The sequence below is a fragment of the Stenotrophomonas sp. SI-NJAU-1 genome, assembly GCF_020883215.1.
Taxonomy (GTDB): domain Bacteria; phylum Pseudomonadota; class Gammaproteobacteria; order Xanthomonadales; family Xanthomonadaceae; genus Stenotrophomonas; species Stenotrophomonas indicatrix.
In genome coordinates, this window is sequence record NZ_CP086598.1 from 3,956,993 (window position 1) to 3,975,638 (window position 18,646).

At 67.2% G+C, this 18,646-nt stretch carries 15 protein-coding genes; 7 read left to right on the plus strand and 8 right to left on the minus strand.

Features of this window, described 5'->3' with window-relative positions:
- Nucleotides 1-183 precede the first annotated feature (183 nt).
- The 4 genes from LMF57_RS17990 to LMF57_RS18005 form a co-directional block, all read right to left on the minus strand.
- A complete protein-coding gene (locus LMF57_RS17990) occupies nucleotides 184-444 on the minus strand; it encodes a hypothetical protein (protein WP_117311530.1) in 261 nt (86 codons plus the stop codon).
- A gap of 84 nt (nucleotides 445-528) precedes the next feature.
- A complete protein-coding gene (locus tag LMF57_RS17995) occupies nucleotides 529-867 on the minus strand; it encodes a DUF6616 family protein (RefSeq protein WP_140225405.1) in 339 nt (112 codons plus the stop codon).
- 76 nt (nucleotides 868-943) lie between these two features.
- Complete coding sequence (locus LMF57_RS18000; protein ID WP_229290324.1) at nucleotides 944-1,681, minus strand: DNA alkylation repair protein; 738 nt, start codon at nucleotides 1,679-1,681, stop codon at nucleotides 944-946.
- On the minus strand, nucleotides 1,678-2,178 hold the full coding sequence (locus LMF57_RS18005; protein WP_229290325.1) for a MarR family transcriptional regulator: 501 nt from the start codon (nucleotides 2,176-2,178) through the stop codon (nucleotides 1,678-1,680). The genes LMF57_RS18000 and LMF57_RS18005 overlap by 4 nt, the downstream gene beginning before the upstream one ends.
- 178 nt (nucleotides 2,179-2,356) lie before the next feature.
- Here LMF57_RS18005 and LMF57_RS18010 point away from each other — a divergent pair, with 178 nt between their 5' ends.
- Nucleotides 2,357-3,520, plus strand: coding sequence for a beta-lactamase family protein (locus LMF57_RS18010; protein ID WP_229290326.1), 1,164 nt, complete (start codon nucleotides 2,357-2,359; stop codon nucleotides 3,518-3,520).
- A gap of 157 nt (nucleotides 3,521-3,677) precedes the next feature.
- On the opposite strand, the gene groL is transcribed toward LMF57_RS18010, so the two are convergent.
- Nucleotides 3,678-5,327 (minus strand): chaperonin GroEL, encoded by a 1,650-nt coding sequence (gene groL, locus LMF57_RS18015; RefSeq protein WP_025878650.1) that lies wholly within the window; start codon nucleotides 5,325-5,327, stop codon nucleotides 3,678-3,680.
- A gap of 82 nt (nucleotides 5,328-5,409) precedes the next feature.
- Nucleotides 5,410-5,697: a co-chaperone GroES gene (locus tag LMF57_RS18020; protein WP_025878649.1), complete on the minus strand. Its 288-nt coding sequence runs from the start codon at nucleotides 5,695-5,697 to the stop codon at nucleotides 5,410-5,412.
- Nucleotides 5,698-6,049: 352 nt separating this feature from the next.
- Between LMF57_RS18020 and LMF57_RS18025 the strand changes: the two genes are divergently transcribed.
- From LMF57_RS18025 to LMF57_RS18045, 5 genes are all read left to right on the plus strand, one after another.
- The gene (locus LMF57_RS18025) at nucleotides 6,050-7,840 is read left to right on the plus strand and encodes an endonuclease (RefSeq protein WP_208082163.1); all 1,791 of its coding nucleotides are present in this window, start codon (nucleotides 6,050-6,052) and stop codon (nucleotides 7,838-7,840) included.
- Between the two features lie 68 nt (nucleotides 7,841-7,908).
- On the plus strand, nucleotides 7,909-8,247 hold the full coding sequence (gene cutA, locus LMF57_RS18030) for a divalent-cation tolerance protein CutA (RefSeq protein ID WP_229290327.1): 339 nt from the start codon (nucleotides 7,909-7,911) through the stop codon (nucleotides 8,245-8,247).
- Nucleotides 8,244-10,634 carry a protein-disulfide reductase DsbD domain-containing protein gene (locus LMF57_RS18035; RefSeq protein WP_229290328.1) on the plus strand — a complete coding sequence of 797 codons (2,391 nt, stop codon included), beginning with the start codon at nucleotides 8,244-8,246 and terminating at the stop codon, nucleotides 10,632-10,634. Before cutA ends, LMF57_RS18035 begins: the two co-directional genes overlap by 4 nt.
- Nucleotides 10,631-11,188 (plus strand): TlpA disulfide reductase family protein, encoded by a 558-nt coding sequence (locus LMF57_RS18040; protein WP_229290329.1) that lies wholly within the window; start codon nucleotides 10,631-10,633, stop codon nucleotides 11,186-11,188. The genes LMF57_RS18035 and LMF57_RS18040 overlap by 4 nt, the downstream gene beginning before the upstream one ends.
- Before the next feature lie 786 nt (nucleotides 11,189-11,974).
- Nucleotides 11,975-14,500, plus strand: a complete 2,526-nt coding sequence (locus LMF57_RS18045) for a sulfite reductase flavoprotein subunit alpha (protein ID WP_229290330.1) — start codon at nucleotides 11,975-11,977, stop codon at nucleotides 14,498-14,500.
- A gap of 86 nt (nucleotides 14,501-14,586) precedes the next feature.
- Here LMF57_RS18045 and LMF57_RS18050 read toward each other — a convergent pair whose 3' ends face one another.
- Entirely contained in the window at nucleotides 14,587-17,124 is a 2,538-nt protein-coding gene (locus tag LMF57_RS18050; protein ID WP_229290331.1) for a methyl-accepting chemotaxis protein, read from the minus strand.
- Between the two features lie 202 nt (nucleotides 17,125-17,326).
- On the opposite strand from LMF57_RS18050, the gene LMF57_RS18055 reads away from it, so the two are divergent.
- On the plus strand, nucleotides 17,327-18,160 hold the full coding sequence (locus LMF57_RS18055; protein WP_229290332.1) for an arylamine N-acetyltransferase: 834 nt from the start codon (nucleotides 17,327-17,329) through the stop codon (nucleotides 18,158-18,160).
- Here the strand turns inward: LMF57_RS18055 and LMF57_RS18060 are convergent.
- The gene (locus LMF57_RS18060; RefSeq protein WP_229290333.1) at nucleotides 18,140-18,571 is read right to left on the minus strand and encodes a VOC family protein; all 432 of its coding nucleotides are present in this window, start codon (nucleotides 18,569-18,571) and stop codon (nucleotides 18,140-18,142) included. The genes LMF57_RS18055 and LMF57_RS18060 overlap by 21 nt on opposite strands.
- Between the last annotated feature and the right edge of the window lie 75 nt (nucleotides 18,572-18,646).

Here is an 18,646-nt window from a genome sequence, read left to right on the forward strand (position 1 = left end):
GCGGCTTTCGGGAATGCGTCTGAAGCTTTCTTCAGGGTGAGCGCAATCCTTCCTCCGCCGGGGGCTTCGGAAAGTAATACCAATAAAAGCTGGCGTGGGCTGCGTTCATGGGATCTATTGATAACACAGGGTTTTGGCGGGTGCCAACTGTTTCATCCGCAACTGCGGGCGCGGTTCAGCGGACTATCGGCCGCCATGCACTTCCACATCCAGCAGCAGCGTCTCGTGGATGTCGACCCAACGCTCGACCACCCGGTCCAGTTCCTGCCTTGCCTCATCAAGCTGTTCGGGGTTGAGCATGGACCTGGCCGTATACAGATCGGACACCAGCTGCCGCAGCGCGGCTTCCTGGATGGCCACCACCGGCCCTTCCAGGCCGGGCACCTGCAGCGCTGGACTGCTGCCCAGCGCTCCGTACAACGTCACCTGGATCTTGCTCTGCATGCTCGACTTCCCTGCGGATGGATGCGGCCGAGCGCCATCTTTACCTGGAATGGATGACACGCGCATGTGCCACCGCAGGCCGCGTTACAGCGCTGCGAGATCCGCAAGGTGCTGGGCCATCGCATCCACCGCGCCCACGGCATTGGTGGTGGTGAAGTAGTCATGCCAGCCAGTGGCACTGATGGCGGCCATCAAGGCATCGGCATCTGCACGGCTGCCGCACCTCCAGACCGCGTAGAACTGCTCGGTGCTGGCATATGACACGTTGCTGGCCACACGGCCCATCGCCAACGGTGCGATGCGTGCAGGGTCCAATTGCTGCATGCCGGCGCCGATGCGGGTGAAGAAGGCGTTCCGCTGTTCCGCGCGCAGCGCTTTCCAGGCCGGCGTCGCGGCGTACAGCTCGATGAGAAGGTGGGACATGGGGTCCTCCTTGAGGGTCATGGGGTTGCCGGCCAGCGCCCGGCACTACCGGGAAACGGGGGTGAACGGTACGGCGTTACAGCGAGCGCAGCGCGCGCTTGCGGATGTACGTACTGGCTGCGCTGTCGTGCGTTGACTGCCACCGTGCGCACACATCGCGCACCCATCCGGGCTGGCTCTTGCCGGCGTCGTTCAGCCAGTTGCCGACCGAGTCCTGCACATAGCGGTCGGGATCGTCAGCGAGGGCCTCCAGCAGGGGCAACGCGTGCTCGGGTTGCTGCTTGAACAGCGCGATGTGCGTGGCCCATACACCGCGGGGGCGCAGCGCCTCGCAAGCGAAGCGACGCAGACGGGGCGATCGCTGCTGCGTCCAGGGTTGCAGCAGGGCAAGCGCTTCCAGCGGCTCGGCGACGATATCGCTGCGCAGGGCCAACCACGCCCATTCGCGCACACCGAAGTGCGGATCATCTGCCAGTGGACGCACCGCCTGCAGCTTGTCGGCCAATGCCGCCTGCGCGTCGCCGCCGATCAGATAGCAGGCCCATCCGCGCACGGTGTCGGAGGGATGCACCTGCCAGCAGTGCACGCCACCCTGCCCCGCCTCGCGCAGTATCGCGGCGGCCAATGCCATGCGCTGGGTGATCCCCTTGCCTGCAGCGGCGCGCATGCGCTGCATGGATGCCTGGGGCAGGGTCGGTGCCACCACCTGCAGCAGCGCGGCGAAATCCACTGCGAGGCACTCGGCCAGGTGCGTGCTGGATACGCTGCCCGCATTGAGTGCCTGCAGGCGTGCCGTGCCGATGGTGCTGCTCATGCACCTGTTTCCTGGCCTGCGTCGGTGTGTCGCCAGACTTTTTCCAGCAGCTGCGACAACTGCACCTGCTCGCCGGAATCAAGGCCGTTGAACAGTCCACCGATCCACTGGGTGTGCTGGTCGAACAGATCGGCTGCCAGGCGCTCGCCGCGCGCGGTCAGCACGATCTGCAGACGGCGGCCATCCTCGGCATCGCTGCACCGCTGCAGCAGGCCGTCGCGCTGCAGGCCATCAAGCAGCCCGCTGATGGTGGCGCGGGTGACGCCGGCACGCTCGGCCAACGCATGCGGTGGCAAGGTGCCGCCAGCGCCGTGCAGCAGGAACAGCACCACGAAGCGGCCTTCGCTGAGGCCATGCGGCGCCAACCGTGAGGCGCAGTCGCGGTCGATGGCGCTGGACAGCGAGAGCAGCTGGAAGCACAGGCGAAGCTGGGCCAGGTGGGGATCTCCGCGACGGCCGGCCTCCTGGATGAGAGCCGCGTGTTTTACTTCGATCATCTACCAATCCCGACCTGGTTAGGCGCCTTATTATATTTCCGACGCCGCAGGACGCAAGTCCGGGCAGGACGGCCGCAGGGCATGACGCGGCGCCGCGCCGGGGCCTGGATGGGGTCGACAGGCGCCAACAGCCAAAGCTGCGGTAGCATCGCGCCACGTCCCGCCAGGAGTTCCACGCATGTGCCGTGTCGTCCTGTTGTTGCTGACGCTGTTGCCGATGGCCGTAGTCGCTGCGCCACCACCGCTGCCATCGCCAGCCCGCATTGATGCCCAGGCGCAACGGCTGATGCAGGCCGCACACGCACGTGGCATGGCGCTGGCGGTGATCGACGCCGGCAAGGTGGTGCACGTGGCCTCCTATGGCGAGCGCAACGCCGCCGGCGAACCGCTGCGTACCGACACCGTGATGTACGCCGCTTCGCTGACCAAGATGGCCTTCGGCCACCTGGTCGCGCAGCTGGCACAGGACCAGGTGATCGCGCTGGACGCCGGCATTGCCACGTATCTGGACAAGCCATTGCCGGACTACCCCGTCGATACGAAGCACTACGCCGATTACAGCGTATTGGCTGGCGACGAACGCTGGCGCCGGCTCACCCCGCGCCTGCTGCTCAATCATGGCAGCGGCTTTGCCAACTTCGCGTTTCTGGAACCGGATGGCAGGCTGCAATTCCATTTCGATCCGGGCAGCCGCTACGGCTATTCCGGCGAAGGCTTGATCCTGCTGCAGTTCGTGCTCGAACGCGGGCGCCTTGGCCAGGACATCGGCGCGCTGATGCAGCGCCGCGTGTTCGACCGCTTCGGCATGCCCCGCACCAGCATGATGTGGCGCGGGGATTTCGCCACCAACCTGGCCGACGGCTGGACCGCCGATGGCACGCCCGAGCCGCATGACGAGCGCAGCCGGGTGCGGGCCGCCGGCTCGATGGATACCACCATCGCCGACATGGCCAACTTCGCAGCGGGCTATGTGCGCGGCGAAGGCCTTTCAGCGGCGATGCGGCAGGAGCTGGTACGTCCGCAGCTGCCGATCACCACGGCCAGCCAGTTTCCGACCCTGCAGGCGGAACTGCCGGTAGCGGAGCGGCGCAGGGACCTGGCAGCCGGCCTGGGCGTGGTCACGTTCCGCGGGCCGCAGGGGCCCGGCTTCTACAAGGGCGGCCACGATGACGCGGTGGGCAACACCCTGGTGTGCATCGAGCAGGGCCAACGGTGCGTGGTGATGCTGGGCAACGATGTCCGCGCCGAGGCGGCGTTTCCGGCACTGGTGGCGTTCGTGCTGGGCGATACCGGAGTGCCGTGGGACTGGGAGTACGGCGCGGAGAAGGTGTTCGTGCGCTGACGCCATCCACGCATGGCGTGGATCTACTGGCGTGGACCCATGGGCATGGATTCATTGGCATGGACCCATTGCTGTGAACCCATTGGCGGGCAACACGCCACCCCAAAAAAAACCCCGCCTTGCGGCGGGGTTTTTCATTGCAGCAGTGCAGCGGACCTTAGAAGTCCATGCCGCCCATGCCACCCATGCCGCCCATGCCACCGGCGCCACCCATGGCCGGCTCGTCCTTCTTCGGAGCGTCGGCAACCATGGCTTCGGTGGTGATCATCAGGCCAGCGATCGAGGCTGCGTTCTGCAGCGCCGAACGGGTCACCTTGGTCGGGTCCAGGATGCCGAACTGCAGCATGTCGCCGAACTCGCCGGTGGCGGCGTTGTAGCCGAAGCTGCCGGTGCCTTCCTTGACCTTGTTGACGATGACCGACGGCTCTTCACCGGCGTTGGCAACGATTTCGCGCAGCGGGGCTTCCATCGCGCGCAGGGCGATCTGGATGCCGTGGTTCTGGTCTTCGTTGGCACCCTTCAGGCCAGCCAGTGCGGAGACCGCACGGACCAGGGCAACGCCGCCGCCCGGGACCACGCCTTCTTCAACGGCTGCACGGGTCGCGTGCAGGGCGTCGTCGACGCGATCCTTCTTTTCCTTCATTTCGATTTCGGTCGACGCGCCGACCTTGATCACTGCAACGCCACCGGCCAGCTTGGCCACGCGCTCCTGCAGCTTCTCGCGGTCGTAGTCCGAGGAGGTGTCTTCGATCTGGGTCTTGATCTGCGCAACGCGCGAATCGACCGCAGCCTTGTCACCCACGCCATCGATGATGGTGGTGTTTTCCTTGGAGACCTGCACCTTCTTGGCGCGGCCCAGGTCCTTGATGGTGGCCTTTTCCAGCGACAGGCCGACTTCCTCGGAGATCACGGTGCCGCCGGTCAGGACGGCCATGTCTTCCAGCATCGCCTTGCGACGGTCGCCGAAGCCCGGCGCCTTGACGGCCACGACCTTGACGATGCCGCGGATGGTGTTGACCACCAGGGTAGCCAGCGCTTCGCCTTCGACTTCCTCGGCAACGATCAGCAGCGGCTTGCCAGCCTTGGCGACGCCTTCCAGCACCGGCAGCAGGTCACGGACGTTGGAGATCTTCTTGTCGTGCAGCAGGATGTACGGGTCATCCAGGTCAGCGGTCTGCGACTGCTGGTTGTTGATGAAGTACGGGGACAGGTAGCCGCGGTCGAACTGCATGCCCTTGACCACGTCCAGCTCGTTGTCCAGGCCCGAGCCTTCTTCAACGGTGATCACGCCTTCCTTGCCGACTTCCTTCATCGCGTTGGCGATGATCTGGCCGATCGACTCGTCCGAGTTGGCCGAGATCGTGCCGACCTGGGCAATGGCCTTGTCGTCAGCGGTCGGCTTGGAGATGTTCTTCAGCTCGGCGACGGCAGCCACGACGGCCTTGTCGATACCGCGCTTGAGGTCCATCGGGTTCATGCCGGCAGCAACGGCCTTGGCGCCTTCGCGGATCAGGGCCTGGGCCAGCACGGTGGCGGTGGTGGTGCCGTCGCCGGCGTCGTCGTTGGTACGCGAGGCGACTTCCTTCACCATCTGCGCGCCCATGTTCTCGAACTTGTCAGCCAGTTCGATTTCCTTGGCGACGGACACGCCGTCCTTGGTGATGGTCGGGGCGCCGAAGCTCTTCTCGAGCACGACGTTGCGGCCCTTCGGGCCCAGGGTGGCCTTGACGGCATTGGCGAGAACGTTGACGCCGCGCACCATGCGCGAACGGGCGTCTTCACCGAAACGAATATCCTTGGCAGCCATTGCGTTTACCTCATTGGTAGCGCCGGGCCATGCCCGGCGGCTGGGTGTTGGAATCAGGGGATGAAGCAGGTCGCGCCGACGCTCAGCCGATGACGGCGAGCACGTCGTCTTCGCGCAGGACCTTGTACTCGACGCCTTCGCTCTTGTACGAGCTGCCGGCGTACTGGCCGTAGATGACCTTGTCACCGACCTTCAGCGACGGAGCGCGCACGTTGCCGTTGTCCAGCGGCTTGCCCGGGCCCACGGCCACGACTTCACCCTTGGTGGACTTTTCCTTGGCGGAGTCCGGGATCAGGATGCCACCGGCGGAAACTTCGTCGGCTTCGATCGGCTTGACCACAACGCGGTCGTGCAGCGGCTTGATGCTCATGTGGGACCTCTTAAGTTATTGATTGGTCTGAAAAAGTCCGGCGATGTTAGCACTCGCACCAGGCGACTGCCAGCAACGCGCGTGAAAAAGCCCGACAGGTCGGGAGCACGACAGAGATGGAGACCTCCGGAGGCCTTTCAAGGCCCGCCCCCGAAATTTTTCCCGGCGGCCCGGCGGCACTCCATCCCCGCGCGGACGCCTTTATAGGGATGCGTCGCGGCAAGCCAAGGGGGAATTGGCCACCATTTGGTGACCGCCGTCGCACTGTCAGATATCTGGCGTTCATTTACGACAAAGTGTCACCGGATCGGCTTTAGGGTGGCCCGGCATTCCCAATCACAAGGAGTAGTCGATGCGATTGCTGTCCCCGCTCGCCGCCGCCTGCCTGCTGGCCCTGGCTGCCGCGCCGGCCCAGGCCGAGGTCTTCATCAACGAACTGCACTACGACGACAGCACCGCTGCCGGTGACGTCGGCGAAGCCATCGAAGTGGTCGCCACCGCCGGCGAAGACCTGTCCGGCTACCGCCTGTACCTCTACAACGGCAGCAACCCGTCGGCCGCCACGGTCTACGCCAACAACGCGGTGCCGGCCGGAACCGCGGCCAGCTGCGGCAGCGCCACCCTGGCGGTGGTCACCTACCCCAGCAACGGCCTGCAGAACGGTGCCAACGACGGCATCGCCCTGGTCGACGCCAGCGGCAAGGTGGTCCAGTTCCTCAGCTACGAGGGCGCGATCACCGCCTCCGGCGGCCCCGCCGCCGGCATGACCAGCCAGAACATTCCGGTTGCCGAAACCAACAGCACCGTAGCGGGCACCTCGCTGCAGCTGACCGGCAGCGGCAGCCAGTACGCGCACTTCACCTGGGCCGAATCGGCCAGGCAGACCTTCGGCAGCTGCAACAACAACCAGACCTTCAGCGGCGGTAGCACCCCGGGCCCGAACACGCCGCCGTCGGTGTCCACCACCACGCCGGCACAGGGCAGCAGCACCTTCCCTGCCGCCGCCGACCTGGAAGTGGTGTTCAGCGAGACGGTCAACCTCGCCAGCGGTGCCTTCGCACTGACCTGCGGCACTTCGGGCAGCGTGCCGCTGACCTGGCCGGCCAGCGGCAAGAGCGTGAAGCTGTCGACCAACACCGCGCTGGTCGCCGGTGAAGCCTGCCGCTTCGACATCCGTGCCGCACGCATCACCGACGCGCAGGGTGCACACCCGGCCGCCGACAGCCGCATCGCCTTCACCGTGGCCACCACCACCGGCAATCCGGACCCGGGCAATCCCGGCGGACCGGCCGGTTACTACTCGAAGGTCAACACCAGCAGCCCCAGCCAGCTGCGCTGCTCGCTGCATGCCACCATCAAGGGCCATACCGCGTACCCGTACAGCGGTACCGGCACCAGCACCTGGACCATCCTGGAGATCGCCGACGAGGATCCAAACAATCCGAACCGGATCCTGGATGCCTACCGGAACCGCAGCTATGCCAAGGTCAGTGACCGCGCGGGAACCGGCAGTGGCCTGACCTACAACCGCGAGCACACCTGGCCGAACTCGCTGGGCTTTGCCAGCACCACCGGCGACAAGGGCCTGCCGTATGCGCCCTACACCGATACCCACATGCTGTACCTGACCGACGCACAGTGGAATGCCGACCGCGGCAACAAGCCATTCGGCAACTGCGATGCCAACTGCGGCGAGCGTGCCACCGAAGCCAACAACGGCCACGGCGGTGGCAGCGGTGGCTACCCGGGCAATTCGAACTGGGTACGCACGCCGGATGGCAATGCCGGTACCTTCGAGGTGTGGGGCCATCGCAAGGGCGACATGGCACGGGCGGTGATGTACATGGCCATCCGCTATGAAGGTGGCAAGGATGCGGCCACCGGCCAGTCCGAACCGGACCTGGAACTGACCGACGACCGCAGCAAGATCGTCAAGACCAGCAGCTCGCCGGCCTACATGGGCCTGCTGTCGACCCTGATCGACTGGCACCTGTCCGATCCGCCGGATGCCGCCGAGCAGGCGCGTAATGACGTGATCTACTCGTTCCAGGGCAACCGCAACCCCTTCATCGACCACCCCGAGTGGGCCACCCCGGGCCTGTTCACCTCGGCCAAGCCGGCCACCTGCCAGCTGGCCAACTGACCGCGCAACGCTGCGGTCCACTGCCGTCGCCGGGCCCTGCCCCGGCGACGGCCCTATACTCGACGGTCATGTCGACCGTCGATCCCGTCCTGCTGCTGTTGACCACCTGCCCGGACCGGGCCAGTGCCGAGCGCATCGCGCACGCGCTGGTCGCCGAGCACCTGGCTGCCTGCGTCACCCGCGTGGACGGCGCTCAGTCGACCTACTGCTGGCAGGGCGAGGTCACCACCGACACCGAGCTGCAGCTGCTGGTGAAGACCACCGCACGCCGTGTCGATGAAGCCATCGCCCGGATCGTCGAACTGCATCCGTATGAACTCCCGGAGTGCATCGCGGTCGAAACCCGGGCCGGCCTGCCGGCGTATCTGGACTGGATCCGGGCACAGACCCGGGAGGACACTGATTGAAGACTCTGTTTGCGCGTGGCGCCGCCTTGTGCGCTCTGTTGTGGCTTTCATTGCCGGCCTTCGCGCTGGATGAGAAGGATCTGCTGCCGGTGGACCAGGCGTTCGCGCTGACCGCCAGCGCGCCCGAGCGTGGCCAGATCCAACTGCAGTTCAAGATCGCCCCCGGCTATTACCTGTATCGCCACCGCACCACGGTGAAGGCCGATCCGGCGTTCAATGCCGCCGCGCTGCAGATGCCCGCAGGCAAGAAGCACCACGACGATTTCTTCGGCGAGGTGGAGACCTACCGCGAGCGCCTGCAGGCCACCCTGCCCGGCGCGCCCACCGATGCCGCCGGCACCATCAGCCTGGAAGTGCGTTACCAGGGCTGCGCCGATGCCGGTGTGTGCTACCCGCCGCAGAAGCGCGTGGTGCAGGTGACCCTGCCTGGTGCAGGCGGTGCGGCGGCCACGCTGCCGACCGCACGCGCCACCGGCGCCAGTGCATTCAACAACCCGCTGGCCGGCGCCGGCAGTGGCGGTGGCCTGCGACTGCCGGGCACCAGCAACAGCCAGGCACTGCCGCTGCCGTCGGATCAGGCATTCGGTTTCGATGCCATCGCCAGCGATGGCAATACCCTGCTGCTGCGCTTCAGCCCGGCACCGGGCTATTACCTGTATCGCGACCGCACCTCGCTGAAGCTGGAAGGCAGCGCCGGGGTACTGGCCGACAAGCCGCGTTGGCCGGCGGCGCAGTCGCACCGCGACGAGCACTTCGGTGATGTGGCGGTCTATTTCAACCAGGTGGAAGTGCCGGTGCCGCTGCGCCGCAGCCGCGCCGAGGCGGTCGACAGCACGCTGGTGGTGACCTTCCAGGGTTGCCAGACCGATGGCATCTGCTACCCGCCGATGACCCGCCGGGTGAAGTTGTCGATCCCCGCCGGCAAGGCCAACACCACCAGTGATGCACCTGCCGCACGCGACGAAGTGATTCGTTCGCTGCCGGCTTCGGCCACTGCCGGCACCCGCGAGGGCGCCAACGGCACAGCGCTGCGCCTGCTTCCGACCGTGCCCAACGACGCGCCGGCCGCCACGGGTGGTGCCGACGCCAGCAACGGCTCGCGCGATGCCTTCGCCGCCGACGCGCAGCAGGACAATGCGCTGCGTACCAAGGCTCCGAGCCGCGTACCGAAAACCGACAGCTCGCTGCTGTGGGTACTGCTGCTGGCACTGGGTGGTGGCCTGGTGCTGAATCTGATGCCCTGCGTGCTGCCGATCCTTTCGCTGAAAGTGCTGAGCCTGGCGCAGAGCGGTGAAAGCGCCGAGCGCGCCCGCAGCCATGCCATGTGGTACACGCTGGGCGTGCTGGTCGCCTTCGCGGTGATCGGCGCGCTGATGGTCGGCCTGCGCATGCTCGGCAATGCGGTCGGCATCGGTTTCCAGCTGCAGCATCCCGGCGTGGTCGCGGCGTTGGCCTACATCATGTTCGCGGTGGGCCTGAGCCTGTCCGGCGTGTTCACCATGGGCGGCGGCATCGGCAACTTCGGCCAGTCGCTGGCGCGACGCAGTGGCCCGGCCGGCGATTTCTTCACCGGCGTGCTGGCCTGCGTGGTCGGCAGTGCCTGCGTGGGACCGTTCTTCGGCCCGGCGGTGGCCTATGCCTTCGTTGCACCGCCGGTAGCGGCGATGCTGGTGTTCCTGTTCCTCGGCCTGGGCCTGGCCCTGCCGTTCCTGCTGATCGGCTTCGTGCCAGCGCTGGCCCGTCGCCTGCCCAAGCCGGGCCAGTGGATGGAAACCCTCAAGCACGTGCTGGCCTTCCCGATGTACGCCGCCGCGTTGTGGCTGCTGTGGGTGCTGGGCAAGCAGCGCGGCGTGGATGGCATGGCGCTGGCACTGGGTGGCCTGCTGCTGCTTACCGGTGGCCTGTGGTTGTTCGAGCGCAGCCGCTGGCGCAGCCAGCGCGCGGCCGGGCTGCTGGGCGTGCTGCTGGTGATCGCCGCGCTGGTGCCGGTGTGGGCGGTGACCCAGCTGGCACCGCCGGCACGTGCCGCGCAGGCGAGCAGCGAGAACGTGGTGGATTACTCGCCGCAGATGCTGGACCGCCTGCGCGCCGACAACCGCGTCGTGTTCGTCAACATGACCGCCGACTGGTGCGTGAGCTGCAAGGCCAACGAGCGCGCGGTGCTGTCGCGCCCGGAGTTCAAGGAACTGCTCAAGCGCACCAACGCGGTGTACATGCGTGGCGACTACACCAATGTCGACCCGCAGATCACCGCGTTCCTGGATGAGCACAAGGCCGTGGGCGTGCCGCTGTACGTGGTGTACGGCCCCGGCGCCCCGCCGACGGTGCTGCCGACCCTGCTGACGCAGGCGCTGGTGGAAGAAGCACTGCTGCGCACCGCGCGATGAAGTGGCAACGGCCAGCGCTGCTGTGGACAGCAGTGCTGGCTGCCGGTCTTGGCCTGTGGGCCGGCAACCGGCTGGTGCCGGAGCCGGCGACGGAAGCTGCAGCGCCTGCCGTATCGCCACCGGCGCTGCCGATGCTGCGGCCCGGTGATCCGCTGCCGGCGCTGGTGCTTGCCGACGCTGAAGGCCACGCGCTTGATATCCGCGAACGCTTCAAGAGCCGGCCATTGCTGGTCAATGTGTGGGCCAGCTGGTGCGGCCCCTGCGTGGAAGAGATGCCCGAACTGGCCCGCTTTGCCGAGGGCCAGGGCGCACACGGCGTGCAGGTGTTGGGCCTGGCACTGGATACGCCGGACGGCGTGCGTGATTTCCTGCAGCGGGTGCCGGTGGACTATCCCATCGTGCTCGATACCCCCGGCCCACGCGATGCCAGCGTGCAGTTGGGCAACGCGCAGGGTCTTCTGCCCTACAGCGTGCTGTTCGACGCACAGGGACGGATGGTGAAGGCCAAGCTCGGACCGTTCGCGCACGGCGAAATCGAAGGCTGGGCGAAGTAGGCCGGCAGGGCTGCGCCCTGCACCTGCAGATGCTTTCAGGCAACAGCAACCGCTACAGCTACAGCGGGCTTCCGTGGGATGGCGGGGCGGTGTCGGACTGCGGGGACGCCGCAAGTACGTCCTTGTAGGCTTGGCCGCGGCTTGCTCGTGTGCGCTGTCCTGCGCACACGGCAAGACCGGGGTTGGGCGTCCTGCCCAGCCCGCCCGAGGCATGCCTCGGGCCCATGCAGCTGACACCCCGTACTCCGACACCGCCCCACCTCTGACAGATTTCCGGTGTCTGATGGATCCACCTCGTGCGTGGATGAATCTTCATCGGAATCGAATATCTCGACAATTGAACGAAGAGCATCCACGCGTGGCGTGGATCTACGTGTCGACCAAGGTCGACACCCACCAAGAGCATCACAGAACGCCGTCCCGACAGGTCGCGGACAACTGTCGAAGGCGGGGTGGGTCCGGTTGCGGGGGCGTGAGCCGCATGGATGCGGCGACCGAGCTTACATGGACGTACTTGCAGCGACCCCCGCAACCGGACCCACCCCGCCCACTCTCAGGAACCCAGCTTCCGCTGTTGCTGTTGCTGTTGCTGTTGCTGTTGCTATTGCTGTTGCTATTGCTGTTGAGGTTGCCGGCCAGCGGCCGGCACTACGGCGGGTGCAGGGCGCAGCCCTGCCGGCAAGCCCTCCTTGACCGCAGCGGCCCGCGCCCCGGAGAATTACGAGATTAATTCTCATTTGCTGTTGCGCAGGATGCGGGCGGCAGCCTCTACGGCCCTCGATCCCGATGTTCAAGAACGTCCTCTTCCAACTGCACTGGCTGCTGGGCATCAGCGCAGGTGCCATCCTGGCCGTGATGGGCCTGAGCGGCGCAGTCCTGTCGTTCGAGGATGAACTGCTGCGCGCGGCCAATCCCGGCTTCGCCGAGATCGCCGAGCACCATGCCGACAACCAGCAGCCGCTCGCCCTGAGCGAGCTGGTGCCGTTGCTGCAGGCAGGCAGCGAGCGGCCGCTGCAGCGCCTGCGGGTGGATGCCAGCGGCCAGCGGCCGTCGGTGGCACGCTTTGCCGGCGGCAAGGACCACTGGGTCTATTTCGATCCCTACAGCGGCGCCCGCTTCAGCGCACTGCGCGGCCAGGCCTTCTTCGATTTCGTCGAGGACCTGCACCGCCACATGGTCGCCGGCGAACGCGGCTCGTGGATCACCGGCAGCTGTGCGATCGCGCTGTTGTTCTTCACCCTGTCCGGGCTGTACCTGCGCTGGCCACGCCGCTGGTGGCACTGGCGCAGCTGGCTGGTGGTGGAATGGGCGCGCAAGGGCCGGGGCTTCCTGTGGAGCCTGCATTCGGTGATCGGCACCTGGGTGCTGCTGATCTACCTGATGAGCGCACTGACCGGGTTGTGGTGGTCGTTCGACTGGTATCGCAACGGGCTGACCCAGCTGCTGGGTGTTGCGCCTCCCGCCAAGCACAAAGTCGCCACGGATCAGCCCCTGGATCTGCACAAAGTCGAGGCCACGCTGTATGCACTACCCGGCGTGCGCCAGGGCTTCATCGACCTGCGCCTGCCGGAGAAGCCCGGTCAAGCGCTCAACGTACGGGTGATGTCGGCTGATCCCGCACAACGGGGCGGCCATCACGACCGCGCACATGACCTGCTGCAGCTCGACCCGGCCACCGGCGTGGTCCTCGACGCGCGCCCCTACGCGCGCCAGGGTGCCGGCGGCCAGCTCACCACCAGCATGTTCGCCCTGCACTCGGGCAGCTTCTTCGGCATGCCCGGGCGCATCGTGGTGATGCTCAGCAGCCTGGGCATGTGCCTGTTCTTCGTTACCGGCTGGCTGTTGTACCTGGACCGCCGCCGCGGCCAGCGTGCCGCCCGCGCGCTGCGGCAGAGCGTTCCGGCTGCAGCGCCCCAAGCCGTGGGCGCGCCGTGGCTGGTGGTGCATGCCAGCCAGAGCGGCCTGGCCGAACAGTTGGCCTGGCGTGCGGCGGCGCAGCTGCAGGCGGCCGGCCAGGCGGTGCAGGTACTGCCGCTTGCGCGCGTGGTGGCCGCGCAGCTGCAGGCCACCACGCAAGCGCTGTTCGTACTCAGCACCTTCGGTGATGGCGAACCACCGGACAACGCACGGCGCGGCGCGCGCCAGCTGCTGGCGCAGCGTCCGGACCTTTCCGGCCTGCGCTACGGCATGCTCGCGCTGGGTGATCACCAGTACGCGCAGTTCTGCGGGTTCGGCATCCAGATCGACGACTGGTTGACGCGCTCGGGCGCGAAAGCCTTGTTCGCCCGCATCGACGTTGATGCCGCTTCGGTGCTGGCGCTGCGCCAATGGCAGCTGCAGCTGACCGCACTGACTGGCATCGGCACCGACGACAGCGTGTTGCCGGCCGCCACGGTGATGCACGACTGGCGCCTGCTCGGCCGCACCCTGCTCAACCCCGGCAGCGTCGGTGGCCAGATCTGGAAGATCCGCCTGGCACCGCCGGCCGATGTCGAATGGCAGGCCGGCGACATCCTGCACATCGCGCCCCGCCACGACGCGATGCATGCCAGCGCGGTACTGCGCGCGCATGGCCTGGATCCCCAGCAGCCACAGCTGATCGACGGCGTTGCGAAGACCCTGCTGGAACTGGCCAGCGAACGCGTGCTGCCCGAACCCGGCCGTGCGTTGCAGGTGCAGGATGCAGGCCTGTGGTTGTCGGGCCTGCCGTCACTGCCTGGGCGTGAGTACTCCATCGCCTCATGCGCCGCCGATGGCGAAGTGGAGCTGGTGGTGCGGTTGGTCCACGACGCAGCAGGCCGCGCAGGACTGGGCTCGGGCTGGCTGGCCCTGCATGCGCCGCTGGACGGTGCGATAGCCGCCCGCGTGCATCGCAACCCGGGCTTCCATCGGCAGCCGGGCGCGCCGATGCTGCTGATCGGCAACGGCACGGGCATCGCCGGCCTGCGCAGCCTGCTGCGCGAAGCCGCGCACCAGGGCGAGCACGGTCACTGGCTGCTGTTCGGCGAGCGTCAGCGCGCGCACGATTTCCTGTTCGCCGACGAGATCATCCGGTGGCAGGCTGACGGGCATCTGCTGCGCTTGGATCAGGCCTATTCGCGTGATGTGGACGATGGCAGCTACGTACAGCATCGATTGCGCGCTGCGACAGATGAACTGCAGGCGTGGTTGGCACGAGGTGCAGTGATCCATGTGTGTGGATCGCTGCACGGCATGGCCGAAGGCGTGGACCAGGTGCTGCGCGAAGCACTGGGCGATGAAAGGGTGGAACTGCTGCTGGAGAACGGGCGCTACCGGCGCGACGTGTATTGAATCCGATCGCCGGGCATGGCCCGGCGCTGCCCGTCATGGGTTTCAACGGTAGCGCCGGGCCATGCCTGGCGAAGGCGATCAGGCCATCACGCCGCCGCCCGTGCCCGGCGCTCGGGCTGCAGCCGGAACGCGGCCACCGCTTCGGCCAGCGCGCGCACCTGGGTCTGCATCTGCGCAGTCGACGCGCCGGCCTCTTCCACCAGGCTCGCATTGCGCTGCGTGCTGGCCTCCATCTGTACGACGGTCTGGTTTACCTGGGCAATGCCCGCATGCTGTTCGTGCGAGGCGCTGCGGATACCGGCGAGCAGGCCGGCCAACTGCTGCACGCTGCTGACGATCTCGTCCATCGTCGTACCCGCCTGCTCGGCCTGCGTACTGCCCTGGTCGACCCGCGTCACCGAATCCTCGATCAGCCCCTTGATCTGCTTGGCCGCATCGGCACTGCGCTGGGCCAGCAAGCGCACTTCGGCCGCCACCACCGCGAAGCTTCGGCCCTGCTCGCCTGCACGCGCGGCCTCCACTGCCGCGTTGAGGGCCAGGATATTGGTCTGGAAGGCGATGCCGTCGATCAGCTGGATGATGTCACCGATGCGCCGCGACGCCGCACTGATACCCTGCATGGTGGCCACCACCTGGCCAACCGCAGTGCCGCCGCGCTCGGCAACCCGGGCGGCCTCACGTACCAGTCCATCGGCGCGCTCCGTCGCATCGGCGTTGCGGCCGACGGTATCGGTCAGTTCATGCATCGATGCAGCGGTTTCTTCCAGGTTGGCGGCCTGCTGTTCCGTGCGCTGGGAAAGATCGTGATGGCCGGCGACGATTTCACCCACCCCCACATCCAGGCGGACGGTGGCCTGCTGGATGCGGGTGACGATGTGGCCCAGCTGCGCGACCGTGGCGTTGGCATCGTCACGCATGCGGGCAAACACGCCCTGCAGGTCGCCCTCCAGGCGCACGCTCAGGTCGCCGCGTGCCAGTGCGGCCAGCAGCGCCTGCAGATCGCCGAGGTTGGCCTCGAAGGTGGACAGCAGGCGATTGATGCTGGTCGACAGCGTGCGCACGAAGCCTTGCTTGCCCTCCAGTACGATGCGCCCCTGCAGCTCGCCATGCGCCGCCGCGTCGACCAGTGCCGCCACTTCGGTTTCCAGCAGCGTCTCCAGCGCGCGGCTGCGCCATTCCACTGCCACGCCGAGGAAGTGGTCGTCCTCGACGATGGCGTTGGCGATCAGCTGGTAGCGGGTGCCGGCGTGGCCGATCTCGCGCTCTTCGCGCTGACGGACACCAATCAACCCCGCCAGTACCGGGTGCAGGCGGACCGCGTCGCTGCCAAGCAACGCCTCTGCAGGAAGATCCAGCAGCTTCAGCAGCGCTGGATTGGCGTAGGCCACCTGCCCTTCCGCGTCGACCACCATCAAGCCGGTCTGCGCGCTGTCCAGCGCCTGCCGCACGCGCGTGTTGCCGCGCGCGACCGCGCGCTCGGTTTCGATCCGCGCACGCAGGCGTTGCTGCATGTCGACCAGGCACTGCGCAAGCTGGCCGATCTCATCGTTGGCGTTGTGCACGCGCAGCGTGGTGTCGAGCCGATCATCGGCGATATCGCCAGCGAAACGCAGGGTGTCCTGGATCGGTCGACGCACCGCGCGGACGACCAGCACCAGGCTGGTGATCAGCACACCAGCCACCAGCAGCAGGGTGGCCACGAACAGCACGCTGGCCATCCGTGCGCCCGACTGCTGACGAAGCTGCGCCTGGGCCAGGGCCACACTTTGCGCCTGCTGGAATGCGGCCAGTGCCGGGCCCACGGCTGCCGCCGTCTCGAGCAGCGACTGTGCTTCCACATCCAAACCGACACGCGCGGCGGTATAGCCCAGCAGCGCGGCCTGGTAGGCCTCCATGCCCGTGCGCACGTGCTCCTGCACCTCGGCTGGCAGGCCCGCCAATGCCAGATCGAAGGGCAGCTTTTCTTCGCTGGCGCGATCGGCGTGGGTGGAATCGCCATCGAGCAGCAGCAGCGCTTCCTGGCGCCGCATCCGCTGTACATGCAGGGAAAGCGCAGGGCGCTCCAGCGCGTCCACCTGTGCCTGCAGTGCGTCGGCGGACTGCTGTAGCTGCGCGGCCAGGCCTGCGTCGCCGCGCCCCATCTCATCGACCCGCTCGAACAACGCGGCGATGCCCTGTGAGAATGCGTCGACGGCTTCAGTCATCGCCCGCAGCACCTTGCGCCGCCCCGCATCCATCGGCATTGCACGCAACGCCTGCAGATCCTGCTTCAACATCCGTTGCGTGGCCAGCAGCTGGCTGCGGTCGGCATCGTCGAAACTTCGCGCATACTGGGTCTGCAGGCGCCGGGCCTCGGCCACCCGCGCTGCCAGCGAAGCGACGCGGTCACTGCCGTGCTGGTAGCTGGCCTGATCCCGCGCCGCCTGCGTGCTCGCATGGCTGGTCCAGGCATGGACGGCGGCGATGGCCACCAGGCCCAGGCTGCAGACCAGCAGGGTCGCCTTGAGCTTGTCGGCGACGCTCAGCCGATGGGGCTGCAACCAGCGCAGCAGGCCAGGGAAACGGAAACGCAACCCGGCAACGCGGCTACGCAGGGACCGAAGGTGGGAAACGACGGCCGGCATGACAGACTCCAGGCGGAAGGACGCACCTGTATCGACCGGTTGCAGCAGAACTTTAGCCCCGGATTGATTCCCGCCACCAGTGGCGGGCAGTTGTCGCTGTTGTACCGGCCGTAGGCGACCGGGGGATGACACCGGCGGGATGCGCTTGACCTCAACCCCGGTTGCGGTATCACAGTGGAGGCCCCTGCCCGTGATGCCTGCCATGCCCATCGACGTCCCCCGCTACCTGCAGCGCCTGCAGCTGGATGCCCCGCCCCCGCTCACCCTGGCCGGGCTGACCCTGCTGCAGCAGCGCCACAATGCCCTGCTGCCGTTCGAAACCCTGACCAGCCTGCTGCGCGACGCGGTGGCGATCGACCTGGACAGCGTCCAGCACAAGCTGCTGCACGCGCAGCGCGGCGGTTACTGCTTTGAACTCAATGGCGCGTTCCTGGCGCTGCTGCAGGCCTTGGGCTTCGATGCGCAGCCACTGAGCGCACGGGTGCTGCTGTCGGCCACCGATGGCGGGCTGACTGCGCGTACGCATCTGCTCCTGCGGGTGCGTCTGCAGGAAGAGGATTGGCTGGTCGATACCGGCTTCGGCAGCCTGACCCCGACCGTACCGCTGCGCCTGCACGAGACCGCAGTGCAGGACACACCGCATGAGCGCTACCGCGTGCGGACGCTGGATGATGGCGACTTCATGCTCGCCGCCGAGGCGGGGGATGACTGGCGGGCGCTGTACCGCTTCGACCTGCAGCTACCGGCGCCGATCGACAACGAGGTAGGCAACTGGTACGTGTGCACGCATCCGCAGTCGAGCTTTCCCGGCCAGCTGCGTGCATCACTGACCGGGCCGGACTGGCGACGCACCATCGGCAGCGGCAACTACACCGAATACCGCCCGGGCCAGGCGCCGGCCAAGCGCCCGCTGCGTGATGTGCAGGATGTGCGCGAGGTGCTGCAGCAGGGCTTCGGCATGCGCCTCCCCGACGATCCGCGGTTGGATCCGGCCATCGCCGACTGGCTGCAGCGATCACGGGCCACGTCCGTGTAGCGCCACGCCATGTTCGGCGGCCGTCCTTGCCGCTATGGGTTGACGGGTGCCTGCAGAGCAATCCGGTTGCCCTCGCTGTCGCGGATCTCGGCTACCCGCCAGCCACCGGCCACCGGCCACGGCCGGGCCAAAGCACAGCACCGCGCCGGCCTGCAGGGCACGCTGCAGGCTCCGCTCCAGATCGTCCACGCCCAGGTAGATGCGCGGGCCCTGCTCCGACGGCACGCAGTCGGCGCCGTGTACCAGCGCCATGCTGGCACCTGCGGCGGCGTCGTTGAACGACAGGTAGGCCATCCGGCAGTCATGCAGGTCGATCGGCGCTTTGATGCGCACCTGCAGCCAGTGCTCGTAGAACATCACGGCGCGTTCGAGATCGGCGACCGGAACTTCAACATGCAGGATGGGATTCATGGTGATCGTGCTCGGCGTGCAGGTGGATGAAAGGGAGCATCGCCGCCCTGTGCACTGCACGATACGGCCCCGACT